The organism is Buttiauxella cochleicola (assembly GCF_021282435.1).
Classification (GTDB): Bacteria; Pseudomonadota; Gammaproteobacteria; order Enterobacterales; family Enterobacteriaceae; genus Buttiauxella; species Buttiauxella massiliensis.
The window spans coordinates 1,248,049-1,261,385 of record NZ_JAJSOT010000001.1; the positions used below are offsets into that span (position 1 = coordinate 1,248,049).

At 48.2% G+C, this 13,337-nt stretch carries 11 protein-coding genes and 1 tRNA gene; 10 read left to right on the forward strand and 2 right to left on the reverse strand.

Annotation, left to right across the window (positions count from 1 at the left end):
* Window positions 1–20: 20 nt before the first annotated feature.
* From LVQ77_RS05765 to LVQ77_RS05810, 10 genes are all read left to right on the forward strand, one after another.
* Window positions 21–470, forward strand: a complete 450-nt coding sequence (locus LVQ77_RS05765; protein WP_232866563.1) for a winged helix-turn-helix transcriptional regulator — start codon at window positions 21–23, stop codon at window positions 468–470.
* Window positions 471–680: 210 nt separating this feature from the next.
* Entirely contained in the window at window positions 681–1,475 is a 795-nt protein-coding gene (locus LVQ77_RS05770; RefSeq protein ID WP_232903910.1) for an SDR family NAD(P)-dependent oxidoreductase, read from the forward strand.
* Window positions 1,476–1,919: 444 nt separating this feature from the next.
* Window positions 1,920–3,104, forward strand: coding sequence for an OmpP1/FadL family transporter (locus LVQ77_RS05775; protein ID WP_232903911.1), 1,185 nt, complete (start codon window positions 1,920–1,922; stop codon window positions 3,102–3,104).
* Window positions 3,105–3,194: 90 nt separating this feature from the next.
* Window positions 3,195–4,145: a hypothetical protein gene (locus LVQ77_RS05780; RefSeq protein WP_232903912.1), complete on the forward strand. Its 951-nt coding sequence runs from the start codon at window positions 3,195–3,197 to the stop codon at window positions 4,143–4,145.
* 259 nt (window positions 4,146–4,404) lie between these two features.
* Complete coding sequence (locus tag LVQ77_RS05785) at window positions 4,405–6,036, forward strand: ATP-binding protein (protein ID WP_232903913.1); 1,632 nt, start codon at window positions 4,405–4,407, stop codon at window positions 6,034–6,036.
* 13 nt (window positions 6,037–6,049) lie between these two features.
* On the forward strand, window positions 6,050–6,745 hold the full coding sequence (locus LVQ77_RS05790) for a response regulator (protein ID WP_232903914.1): 696 nt from the start codon (window positions 6,050–6,052) through the stop codon (window positions 6,743–6,745).
* 232 nt (window positions 6,746–6,977) lie between these two features.
* Window positions 6,978–8,066, forward strand: a complete 1,089-nt coding sequence (locus LVQ77_RS05795; protein ID WP_232903915.1) for an ABC transporter substrate-binding protein — start codon at window positions 6,978–6,980, stop codon at window positions 8,064–8,066.
* A 95-nt stretch (window positions 8,067–8,161) separates the two neighbouring features.
* Entirely contained in the window at window positions 8,162–9,931 is a 1,770-nt protein-coding gene (locus LVQ77_RS05800) for an ABC transporter permease (RefSeq protein WP_232903916.1), read from the forward strand.
* Window positions 9,924–10,994, forward strand: coding sequence for an ABC transporter ATP-binding protein (locus LVQ77_RS05805; protein ID WP_232866586.1), 1,071 nt, complete (start codon window positions 9,924–9,926; stop codon window positions 10,992–10,994). Before LVQ77_RS05800 ends, LVQ77_RS05805 begins: the two co-directional genes overlap by 8 nt.
* 371 nt (window positions 10,995–11,365) lie before the next feature.
* Entirely contained in the window at window positions 11,366–12,595 is a 1,230-nt protein-coding gene (locus LVQ77_RS05810) for an HD-GYP domain-containing protein (RefSeq protein ID WP_232903917.1), read from the forward strand.
* Window positions 12,596–12,709: 114 nt separating this feature from the next.
* Here the strand turns inward: LVQ77_RS05810 and LVQ77_RS22465 are convergent, their stop codons facing one another.
* Window positions 12,710–12,877: a hypothetical protein gene (locus tag LVQ77_RS22465; RefSeq protein WP_503489106.1), complete on the reverse strand. Its 168-nt coding sequence runs from the start codon at window positions 12,875–12,877 to the stop codon at window positions 12,710–12,712.
* 141 nt (window positions 12,878–13,018) lie between these two features.
* Window positions 13,019–13,106 (reverse strand) — tRNA-Ser (locus LVQ77_RS05820).
* Window positions 13,107–13,337: the final 231 nt, after the last annotated feature.

A 13,337-nucleotide genomic window follows, 5' to 3' on the forward strand; every position in this document is an offset into this window, starting at 1 on the left:
CCTAAGCCTGTGGAGGATTAATGAAACGCAAAAGTATGGAGGGTAACGTCTGCCCGGTTGCCCGTTCACTGGATATCATTGGTGACTGGTGGTCATTGCTTATCGTGCGCGATGCTTTAAACGGCCTGACACGTTTTGGTGAGTTCCAGAAAAATCTCGGCATCGCCAAAAACATGCTTACTCAGCGACTCAAGCAACTGGTGGAACAAGGTATTTTGACCGTGCGTCCTGCCACTGACGGCAGCGCCTGGAATGAGTATGTGTTGACCGAAAAAGGCCGCGCTCTGCAAACGGTGCTGGTTGCGCTGGCACAATGGGGTGGTGACTACTTGTTTGATAGCCATGAAAAATGCAGCGTACTTGTTGATGGCGAGCATCATCAGCCGCTGCGTAAACTCCAGCTACAAGCGCAGGATGGCCGCACGCTTGCGCCTGATGAGGTGGTGGCACAGCGCCCTGAGTTAGTTTAAGAACGAGATATCCGGGGCGACTAGTGCAACGACATCCACTATTCGCCGATTCCCTTTTATTATTAATCTCTTAATCCACCAGCAAGCGTTCGTCTCAATGCAGAAATAAAAAAATTCACGCAATGTGGTTGCATTATAGAACCAATAAGCCTAATTTTAATTTAGTTTCATTATGAAACCACAAATCAACTTTCACGACGAGGCTTTACCATGACCACTTCCCCTTCTGTTGCAGTCATCACGGGCGCATCTTCAGGTATTGGCACGATATATGCTGAGCGCTTTGCTGCTCGCGGTTTCGACCTGTTATTAGTCGCACGCCGTGAAGAGCGTTTGCGTGAACTGGCGAGTAAGCTTGAAGCCCTGCATGGCATCTCCGTTCAGATACTACCGGCCGATCTGGCGGCAGAAAGCGGTATTCAGGTGGTTGAAGCAGCGCTGCGCAGTAATGAACGAATCAGTGTGCTGGTCAATAATGCCGGAACCGCGCACCTTGCTCCTTTCACCGCAGGCAGCGCTGAATTACACCAGACGGACATAATGCTGAATATCACCGCGCTGACCCGTCTAAGCCTCGCCGTCCTGGGCCGTTTCCAGGCACAAAATAGTGGCACCATTATCAACATCGCCTCGGTCGTCTCACTCCACGCCATCGCGGGGAGCGCCGTGTATAGCGGTACCAAAGGCTATGTGCTGAATTTCACGCGTGGTTTGCAGCAAGAGATTGCGGGCAGCAATGTGCGCATTCAGGCGGTATTACCTGCGGTCACCGCAACGGAAATCTGGGAAGTATCAGGTGTATCAATGGATCATTTAGCCCCGGATTCCATTATGACCGCTGATAATATGGTTGATGCCGCACTGGCGGGATTGGATCAAGGCGAGGAGGTAACGGTGCCACCCCTGCACGATCTGGCATTGTGGGAAGCCTATGAATCAGCACGACTGGCGATTTTCGATGCTTCCCGAACAGGAATTCCTGCTCCGCGATATCAGAAGCAATAAGCGTAAAGCGCGGGATTCGTCCCGCTGCTATGAAAGCCTGCATTTTATTGAAAAGATGATAAATACCAAGGTTGATTAAGTTTCTCGCGATTAAGACGAATATTTTCTGCTCATCTTCCCCTGCATTCCAAATAACTCAAACATTACCAGGGGACAGACCTCTGTACTCCCTCCAGATATTGGCGAAATCACAATCCACCTGCTACAAATTGTAGTGTCTAAATAGAATTTGCTATAACAAATATTGTTCATAATACATACGTTTCGGCTATAGCGTGGCGTTTGTGTGGTTACAATAAAATACATCATCTCTGAAGTTAGTTGATTAATGTTGTTTATCAATCCGCAGGCCCGAAGTACAGGTGCTAATACATTTTCAGATGGCGGATAAACATAAATCATTAATAGATGATAATAATGAAGCAAAAGTAAGGCTGCAGGCACATGAAAAAAATCGCCGTAATATTCTCTGGGTTGTTCTTTTCAACATTTTCACACGCTAGTGCACTCTATTTTTATGAAATTGGTACGGAAGATACGGCTCTGGCTGGTGCTGGTCAGGCCGCTCGTGCGCAGGATGCGTCAACGATTGTGACCAACCCGGCGGGGATGACTCGCCTGCCGGATCATATGTTCACCGGTGGCCTGCAAGCATTAGGTGGCGACATAGACTACCAGTTAGATAATTCAGCACAGCGCAGCCCTGGCAACGTGATGAATGTGATGCCAAATGCCAGTAGTTTCTACAGCCAAAAAATTAATGACGACCTCTACGCGGGCATCGGGCTCTATGGTAACTACGGGCTGGGTATCGATTTTGGCAATTGGGCAGGCGAGCGCCTGATCAAGAAAAGCACATTGATGGCGATGACTCTTAGCCCTTCTTTAGCGTATAAGCTCAGCGATCGCGTATCTATCGGGGCTTCTGCCAATATTAACTACGGTTTCCTATCACTGACACGTGATGTCGATGGCGTTGATGACAAACAAAAAGATCATGACTGGGCGATGAGTTACCGTCTTGGCCTATTGATGCAGTTGACCGACCAGACTCGGGCTGGTGTCACCTGGAACAGTAAAACCGAATACGATTTTAATATTGACGGCAAGGCTCGCTTACCAAACCTGCCAAACGTGCAATATGACCTGCCGATTACTGCCCAGGTTAATGCTCCACAGCAGATAATGTTGAGCCTGGTGCATGACATTGATAAACAGTGGTCAGTGATGGGTGACCTGGGTTGGCAGGACTGGAGTGAGTTTGGTGCACCGCAAATTACCGTGGTCGGCCAGCAGGTGGATAAAAATAGCCGAATGAAAGATACCTGGCATACCGCACTTGGGGTGCAGTATCGCCCGACGGAACAATGGCGTCTGAATGCTGGCGTCGCGTTTGATAGCACGCCGTACAAAGATCAAAGCGATGTAGCCATGACCATACCAACCGGGGATGAATGGCGCTTTGGTACCGGTGCGCAATACCAGATTACTTCAGCCAGTAATATTGGTGTAGCCGTCGAATACCTGCATATGCAGTCTTCAAAAGTACAGTCACCCGGAATATTCCAGGGCAGTTATGACCACCCTTATCTCTGGTTTACCAGTGTCAATTACAGCTATCAGTTCTAAACTTTAAAGCTGGGCCAGTTAGCCGGACTTTTATGTTTGCTTATTTTCGCCTGTCACGTCGTCAAGACCATCGGAGGCTACTAGTCACATATGACTGTCCCGTTACCTGGCGCTCACATTTTGCTGGCAGCACTGCTATTCAGCCCGATCTGTTTTGCAGTAGACGGCGGTCGTCTTAAGCAACGCGCAGATGCGGTTCTCACGCTGATGAGCTACACCGTCGTGCCAGACGTCACCGCCAGCGATCTTAATATTGGCAATGGTAATAACGAGAGCCATGAACTTACCATTACCCAATTTGGCGGCGGAGCAACACTCAGTGAATCCTTTCCCCTTTATCTTGAAGGGACGATGAGTTACAGCCGTTATGACCCGCAATTTGTGCTGACCAACGGTGAAGAGAGCCGCAAGATCCCAACAAAATGGAACAGCGTGACCGCGACCGGTGGCGTTGGCTGGGATTTTCATCTGTATACCGATAAACGAGGGGGAAATCTGGTGCTACGCCCGATTGCCAATTTCATGCTGGGCACCATGGTGAGTGATTTGCGCGTTGGCACTTACGTGCTTAAGCAGCGTAGAGATAGTGATTTTGATTTTCTTGATGGTGGACGGCTCAACGCTTATGGCCTGGGAGGCTCGTTAATGCTCGACTACGAGCTATTTTCCAGGCAACAGGACATCGATATTGAGCTGCGTTATTCCGGAATGAGCCTGCAAACCTTCGGTAATACCTCACGTGCCGTCAAAGGGCACGCCAGCACGGAGAACCTCGGGCTTTATCTGCGTCGTCGGGCACCGTTATTTGACTGGAAGTTGCTTAAAAGCCCGGTTCGCTATGTGCTTGAAGGTGCACATACTGAATATCTTGGCGATCAACGCGGCCAACTTGGCTTTAATAGTCTCTCATCTGTGGGGCTGGGCTTTGAGCTTGATAGCAGTAAGTATGATGTTTTTATTACCCGAACTCGCCTGGTGGCTCGCTACATGTTCGGTAATAACACCACGGGTTATGGTATCGGCCTGGCTATGAGTTTCTGACCACCAGCAATTGTAAAACTCCCCGAATAGCCTCTCGCAATTAAAATCGAAAACTAAGGTTTTTATAAGGTTGATCCTGTCTGATTAATGAAAATTAAAAGACGGGAGGTCACATGGCTATTAACCCTTATTTCTATGTGAGAATAAATGATTATTTCTCTGGCGACTTCACAACTCACCTCTTGCCAGAGTACAACCGTGATTTTCGCATGATACGCTTGCCTGGTCTGTTTTCGTTATTTTCCCTACGGCAGGTTATATGAAGCGTAGATTACCTTTTCAGGTAAAACTCTTTTTATCTCTGGTGCTCTTTTCGTGCCTGCTATTGGCTTTGCTGGGTGTGATGTTGTTCCACTTTATGGACCGGCAAATACAACACGACCTGGGTCAACGTGCACGTGTTCAGGCCAGTGAAATTGCTCTAATTCCGGGGCTTGCGGAAATGGTAGCAAACCGGGACATGGCGGGAATTGCCCGTTTAATCCAGCCCTTACGTAAACAAAGTGACGCCAGTTACATTGTAATTGGCGACGTCCGCGAACAGCATCTTTACCACTCTGAATCCCCGGAACGCATTAACCTACCAATGATTGGAGGAGATAACGCCGAAGTTTTGCAAGGCAAAACGATTATTTCTATGCGTAAAGGTGGTATCGGTGTTTCATTACGTAGCAAAGCGCCAATCTTTAACGCTAAAAACCAAGTGATTGGCATTGTCTCTGTTGGTTATCTCACTTCATATATCGCCAATATTAATGCCAACCGGCTCTGGCAAGCGGGTTTATATGGCCTGCTGTTATTGATTCTGCTGTTTATTTTTTCATGGGTATTCACCCGCAATGTCAAAAAACAAATGTTCTGGCTGGAGCCAAAGGATATTGCTCTGCTTGTTCTCCAACAAAAAGCGTTGCTCGAAGCAATGTATGAAGGTGTATTTGCCGTTAACGCGCAGAAGCAGCTGATATTAATTAACCGTGCCGCGCGCGAATTGCTGGATATTCGCCAGCCTGAAAATGAACTACTCGGCAAACCACTGGATGAGATATTACAAACGCCACCCACATTTTTTAATCAACATGGCGTGACAGAAAATAACAGCCATCACGATCAAATAACCGTGCTGAATCAACGGCAGGTGATTGTTAACCGTGTACCGATTGAACTCGAACCAGGGGCTGAAAGCGGCTGGGTTTTTAGTTTCCGCGACAAAAATGACATGAACACTCTGAGCAGCCAATTAAGCCAGGTGAAGCGCTACGCAGACAACCTGCGCATTATGCGCCACGAACAGTTGAACTGGACTGCAACACTCGCCGGTTTGTTGCAGATGCAGCGCTATGACGATGCGATGCGCTATATCCAGGCGCAATCCGAGGGTGCTCAGAATGTGCTGGATTTTGTCTCAGCGCATTTCACCTCCCCTGCCCTTTGTGGCCTGTTATTAGGGAAATACGTCAGCGCACGCGAAAAAGGTATTGAGCTTACATTTGACCCGGCCTGCCAGTTAACCCGTATTCCCGCGACAATTGGTGAAACCGAACTTATGTCTGTGATCGGCAATTTACTCGATAACGCTGTGGACGCCACGTTGAAAGCCCCCATACATTCGGTACCTGTGGAGCTCTATATTTCAGACAGAAATCAGGAACTGGTGATTGAAGTAGCCGACCAGGGCTGCGGTGTGGATGACGCGCTAAAACCCCATCTTTTTGAGCAAGGCGTCACCACTAAACCATCAAGCATTCATGAGATGGCAGGCTCAGAACATGGCATCGGTTTATATCTGGTTGCCAGCTACGTCCATCAGGCACACGGCAGTATCGAAATCACAGACAATACGCCGCAAGGTACAATATTTTCTGTTTTTATCCCCTTTCCGGTAAGTGTTTGAGCAGGGTAATACCATGAATAACAGCAACTCATTTGATGTCGTCATCGTGGAAGATGAACCCCACCTTGCCGGTTTGCATCGCGACTTTATCGAGCAAAACTTTCACCTGCGCGTCGTGGGAATTGCCGCAACACTTGAGCACGCTCGCTCCCTGCTGGAACTACATCAGCCACGACTGATATTGCTCGACAACTTTTTGCCGGATGGCCAGGGGGTGGATTTAATCGACAGCCCGCTTCTTAAGAGCTTCGACTGTTCGGTGATTTTCATTACTGCTGCCAGCGATATGCAAACTTGCAGCCAGGCGATGCGCAGCGGCGCGTTTGACTACATCATCAAGCCCGTCTCATTTCACCGCCTGCGCAGTTCGCTGGAGCGCTTTATGCAACTGGTCAAAACGTTGCGTCATGTGAAGACAGTTGATCAGAATGCGCTGGACCGATTGTATAACCTACCCGTCATCAATGCGGCCTCAGCCCCATCCACGAAAGGAATTGAGCCAAACACGCTGGAGAAAGTTCAGCGCATTTTTACGAGCAGACCTGATATCAGTTGGTCGGTAGAACAGGTGGTAGAAGAAGTCGGAATAAGCAAAACCACAGGGCGCCGTTATCTCGAGTATTGCGTGGAAATGGGTATTATCGGCGTCGAGATGCAATACGGAAATATCGGCCATCCGCGACGTCTGTACCGCAAAATTGGGGGATAACACCTGCGGTTTCTCCCACCTTCAACGGTGGGTAAATGCATATTTTTGTAGCGCGAATCAGCGTAGCGTCATCCGATATAGCCGCACGCTTTCGCGGTTTTAATGGTGTTAATTGCCGAAAAAAAGCCCCGAATCACAATTCGGAAAGTTAAAAAACTCCCCCCATTGCCTGTCAAACCCCATGCGCTATGTTGACCATTAGTTACTCAAATGCAGCTAAAGGTTAATAATAATGTTAAATAAAATACATCTCTCTGTAATCACTACCGCTGTACTGATGTCTTGCTCCGCAATGTCTGCACTTCCTCAAGGCTACCCGGCTGACTACCAAAAAGTCGTCGATGCTGCGACTAAAGAAGGCAAAGTGGTCATCTATTCAACCACCGATACCAAAGCCGCTGGCCCGCTAATTCAGGGGTTTGAGACTGCATACCCAGGTATTAAAGTTGAATATAACGATATGAACAGTACCGAACTGTATAACCGTTATATCAGCGAACAAGCGGCGGGTGGCACCAGCGGCGATGTGGTCTGGAGCTCCTCAATGGACACCGCGCTGAAACTGGCTGTCGACTATGCCCAGGAATATAAATCCCCTGAGCAGGGTCAGTTGCCAAAATGGGCTGTGTGGAAAGACAAAGCCTACGGCACAACTTATGAGCCGGTAGTGTTTATCTATAACAAACGTTTGATTCCGGCGAATGAAGTGCCAGATTCCCACACCGCGCTGGCAAAACTTATCACCAGCCAGCCTGATAAATTCAGCAAAAAAGTCACCACTTACGACATTGAGAAATCCGGTCTCGGCTTCATGCTTTCTGTACAGGATTTCAGAGCTGACCCGAATTACTTCAAAACTCTGGCTGATATCGCTAAAGGCGGCCTGTCTGTGCAGTCGTCCACCGGCACCATGATGGAGAGGGTCTCATCAGGTGAAAACCTGATCGGCTTTAACATTCTGGGTTCTTACGCTGAAGCTCGCGCCAAAACCGATCCGTCTCTGGGGATTTCCTATCCGAAGGATTACACCCTGGTGCTGTCGCGCGTGTCGTTTATCAGTCAGCAAGCGCAAAACAGCAATGCCGCGAAACTGTGGTTGGACTACGTGCTGTCTGAAAAAGGGCAAAGCATCCTGGCCAATCAGGCCGACATCCCATCCATCCGCAACGATATCGAAGGCAAAAATGATATCGACGGCATGACGAAAATGTTAGGCAATGCACTCAAGCCAATCCCTGTGGATGAAACACTGCTGGAATATCTGCAACAGAAAAAACGTCTGGATTACATCAAACAGTGGCGTGCTGCCGCGGCTAAATAAATTTCCCCTACGTCATTCACGCTACAGGTGAGCGATTGCCTCCTGCCTGTAGCGCGAATGACTTGGGTAAATCAGTCGTTGAAAAAGGAAGTCGTATGAGTGCATTGCTAAGAAAGTGGCAGAGCCTGCCACGCGGCATTGTGGTGTTAATAACAGCGCTGGTTATCTACATACCGCTGTCGTTCATCGTGATACAAAGTTTCCTCTCTGCACCGTTCTTTTCGCCCTCAAAAGAGTGGAGCCTTGAATCTTTTGGCTTCATCTTTACCGATCCTGATTTCTACAGGGCATTGAAAAGCGGATTTATTCTGGCTATCGGCCTTGTGGTTATTGCCATCCCACTGGGTGGAATTCTGGCATTCCTGATGGTGCGCACCGATTTGCCAGGCAGACGTTTGATTGAACCGCTGATCCTGGTGCCAATTTTTGTTTCGCCGATGGTTCTGGGGTTTGGCTATGTGGTCGCCGCCGGGCCGGTAGGTTTCTTCTCGCTGTGGGCCCAATCCATTCTTGGTTTCGTGCCGTGGAATATCTACGACATGTCGAGCATTGTGGTAATCGCCGGGCTAACGCATGTTCCGCATGCATATCTCTATATTTCTTCAGCGCTGCGCAGCGTGGGGTCTGATGTCGAAGAAGCTGCACGTATAGCCGGTGCCTCGCCGTTACAGGTAATGACCGCCGTCAGCCTGCCGATGGTGCGCCCTTCTATTCTGTACGCCACCGTCTTGCTGTTCTTCCTTGGGCTGGAAGTGTTCGGCCTGATGCTGGTGCTGGGCGATCCGGAAGGCAACATGGTGTTGGCCACTTATCTGTATCAGTTGACCAATAAACTCGGCACACCTTCCTATCATCTGATGGCCGCGGTTGCCGTGGTGCTGATTTGTATCACCATTCCGCTGGTGATGTTGCAACGTCGCCTGATGCGTACCGCCAACCGCTTTGTAACGGTGAAAGGCAAAGCATCACAGGCACGCGCATTACCGCTGGGTAAATGGCGCTGGGTAGCCGGTGCGGTAGTGGCATTCTGGCTAACAGTGACTATCGGTGTACCGTTAATTGGCGTGATGTTGCGCGCGTTTATTTCTAACTGGGGCGTAGGCGTATCCATCTGGGATGAACTGTCGCTTCAAACTTTCCGCACGATCTGGGAGCAACCGAACCTGCTGCGCGCCATTGTTAACTCGATGGCGATTGGTGTTATTGGTGGCGCACTGGCTGTTGCCTGTTATCTGTTTATCGGTATCGCTATGCACCGCAAACCAGACAACATCACGCGTTTCCTCGACTACAGCGTACTGGTGCCACGCGCGGTTCCAGGGCTACTGGCGGGTCTGGCATTCCTGTGGGTATTCCTGTTCCTGCCGATGTGGCTCGACAATGCACTCAAATCCGGCTGGCTTTCCGGAATGCCGTGGTCGCAGTGGTTGCGCGATAACCTGGTGGTATGGCTGCGTTCGTTGCGCAGTACCATTTTCAGCGTCTGGCTGGCTTATACCGTCGTATGGATGGCGTACGGTCTGCGGCTGATTTCCTCAACGTTGCTGCAAGTCGGGCCTGAACTGGAAGAAGCTGCGCGCAGCACCGGTGCGACACGTGGGCAAATCACTCGCCACGTCACTATTCCGTTATCGCGCTACGGCCTGATTGGATCATGGTTGCTGATGTTCCTGATTTTTGAGCGCGAATATTCAACCGGCGTGTACCTACTTGCACCAGGCACAGAAACCATCGGCTCAATGCTGGTTTCCCTGTGGGCCGCCGGAGCCATAGATATTGTTGCCGCTCTCTCGTTTATTAACATCCTGCTGGTGGTGGTAGGTCTGGGGATTGCCCTTCGTTTTGGAGTCAAACTGCATGATTGAATTAACGGTCGAGAACCTGCACTTAACCTACGGTGACAACCCGGTATTAAAGGGTGTTTCCATGAATCTGAAACGTGGCGAAGTCGTCTCTTTGCTCGGGCCATCAGGCAGCGGCAAAACCACATTATTACGCGCCGTCGCCGGGCTGGAAAAGCCCACCCAGGGAACGATTACCATCGGGAAAAACAAAGTTTACGACGGCACACCGCGTAGCGAGATCCCTGCCGAAGAGCGCAACCTTGGGCTGGTATTCCAGTCTTACGCACTGTGGCCACACAAAACCGTATTCGAAAACGTGGCCTACCCGCTGAAGCTGCGCAAAGTTGCTGCCGCTGAAATCACTCAGCGCGTACAAGACGTGCTGAACCAACTTGGCCTTGGGCATCTGGGTAAACGCCATCCACATCAACTCTCTGGTGGCCAGCAACAGCGCGTAGCGATTGGCCGAGCGCTGGTTTACAACCCGCCGGTGATTCTGCTTGATGAGCCACTATCAAACCTTGATGCCAAATTGCGTGAAGAAGCCCGTGTATTCCTGCGCGAGTTGATTATCAAACTGGGATTGTCAGCCCTAATGGTCACGCACGATCAGAATGAGGCGATGGCGATATCTGACAGAATTTTGTTGCTCAATAACGGCAAAATCGAACAGCAAGGCACTCCACAGGAAATGTACGGCTCACCAAAGACCCTCTTTACCGCAGAATTCATGGGCAGTAACAACCGTCTGCACGGCAAAGTCACCGAGGTGCGTGACGGAAAAGCGCGTATCGAAGGCAAAGGCTGGACGTTGTGGGGACAAGCTGGGGAAGGTGTGCAAAGTGGTCAGGAAGCGACGGCTGTTATCCGCGTGGAACGCGTAATGCTGGTTGACGGCCCTGGCGAAAACCAACTTGAACTCCCGTTGCTTACCAGCATGTATCTTGGCGATCGCTGGGAATATTTGTTCCGTACCTCGGGCGATGATTTTGTCATTCGCGCCTATGGCACCAGCCTTCGCGATCCCCAACATTGCCATCTGGCATTACCTGAGGAACATGTCTGGATTTTCCCTAAATCCTGATGCTTGCAGGGAGCAGTGATTCGCTGCTCCCTGCACTAATTAGTTCTATATGAATAAATTTTGCAAATCACTAACGTATCAAAATTATCCCTCACGCTTATATATCATCAGCAACTTACGCATTGCTTTTCATTTCGTTATTGGTTTAAATCACCACGCAACAATCTAAAGCCGCGACTAATTTATATTTTTCATGACGAATAACAAATATTTTGTCAAAAAAATGTGAAGACAATTAACAATAAAATGCTTTAGGTAAACACATCATTACTTAATGAAACTTGTCTATATAAAATAAAACATCGTTAATGGCAGGGATGTTTATTATATATATCGATAAGTATTTCTTTTTGTGTGCGACAGGAATAAATGTGGAAATAAATCTCTTTCAGGTTTTATCAACGATTGCATTAGCGATCGAAACCAGTGCGCCTGAATTGAATGGTCATCATAAACGGACGGCGTTCATCGCGAATGAGCTGGCTGCTGAACTCAAGCTAGTGCCTAAATACCGCGAAGATGTTTTTATTTCTGCATTGCTGCATGATATTGGTGGTCTGGTAAAAAAAGATTATTTAATCGCCATCGACGATCAAGAACCTTATAGTCACGCACATGCAACCTATGGTGCTTCCATTTTTAAGATGGTGCCGTTATTGGCGGATAAAGCATCAACCATCCTCCATCATCATAGGAAATGGGGTTATGGGCAGGGTGAATACCAGGATGATGAGCGTATTCCGTTCGCCAGCCATATCATCTACCTGGCTGACCGCATCGATATTCAATATCTTAAATTAAGAAATAGTGGGCATGAGTCGCCAGCTGAACGCTGCGTTGAATTGATAAAAGATGAAGTAGAAACACGTTTTCATCCACTCGTGTTAGAAGCGTTTCTTCGCCTGGCAAATAAAACTTATTTTTGGCTGGGACTAACCAGACCATTGCCATTACATCTCTTGAGAATGTACTCACCCATAGCTGATAAAACAATCAGCCTCGATGAATTAATGGATTTTGGGCTACTACTTAATACCATTATTGATATGCACTGTAACTTCACTTGCCGCCACTCATTACATGTTGGAATTGTTGCCAGATTTCTTGCTGAGAAATGCCACTATTCTGAAGTTGAGTGTAAGAAAATTGAATTGGCAGGCTATCTGCATGATATCGGGAAGCTGGCCATACCGATGAGTTTATTGCACAAAGAAGGCAAACTTGATGATGCAGATATCGCGATACTAAAAAGTCATAGTTATCATACCTTTGAGCTGCTTTCATCCATCGACGCTATCACTGATATCGCGCGCTGGGCAGCACTTCATCATGAGAAACCGAATGGTTATGGTTATCCATTTAGTCTGGCTGGTGATGAGATTGGGCAAGAGTGTCGGATAATTTCGGTTGCCGATGTGTTTGTGGCACTGACTGAAAACCGCCCTTATCGCACTGCAATGCCTGCGAATAGAGTGAGCGAAATCCTTCATCAGGAAGCCGAAAATAACTCGCTTGATAGCGAACTGGTTAATATTTTGCTGGAACACCGACAAGAGGTGATGACTCTTACTGATAATATGGATTTGGCACAATTGTATTGATAGAGTATATAGCGCCCATACTGTTAACTGCCAGATATATCCAGTCAGCTTAAGCATGGGCGCAAGTAATATTACTTCTGCAATTACAGCTTAACTCTAATTTGCATATATATCTTATCGATTCAATATTTCCTGCGGGATTGGTTCGCCGTGATACTTTTCGTATATAGCATTTAACTTTCCATTTTTAATATTGGTTTCAATCCACTCATTAAGTTTTCCTTTTAACTCAGGCTGGTTTTTTTGCAGCCCAATCGCCAAATCAAAAACGGTCAGCGTCATCTTTGGTTCAAAATTCAGTTTTGGATTCTGTTTTTTTATCTGATTAACGAGTGTCGCTGAAGTTGCAACGGGGTAAGCCTGGAGTGATAAACGACAGAAACGAAAAAGCCCCAGCTTATTTCTAAGCTGGGGCTAAAATGTTGGTGGAAGCGTAGAGATTCGAACTCTAGAACCCTTTCGGATCGCCGGTTTTCAAGACCGGTGCCTTCAACCACTCGGCCACGCTTCCAACGAGGCGAACTATAAACATACCCAAACTGCATGTAAAGAGTGATTTTGTTCGTTCGCCTGAAAAATCATCAAATCTGGTTTATTTGTTTGAAACACCAACAAACAGAAACGAAAAAGCCCCAGCTTATTTCTAAGCTGGGGCTAAAATGTTGGTGGAAGCGTAGAGATTCGAACTCTAGAACCCTTTCGGATCGCCGGTTTTCAAGACCGGTGCCTTCAACCACTCGGC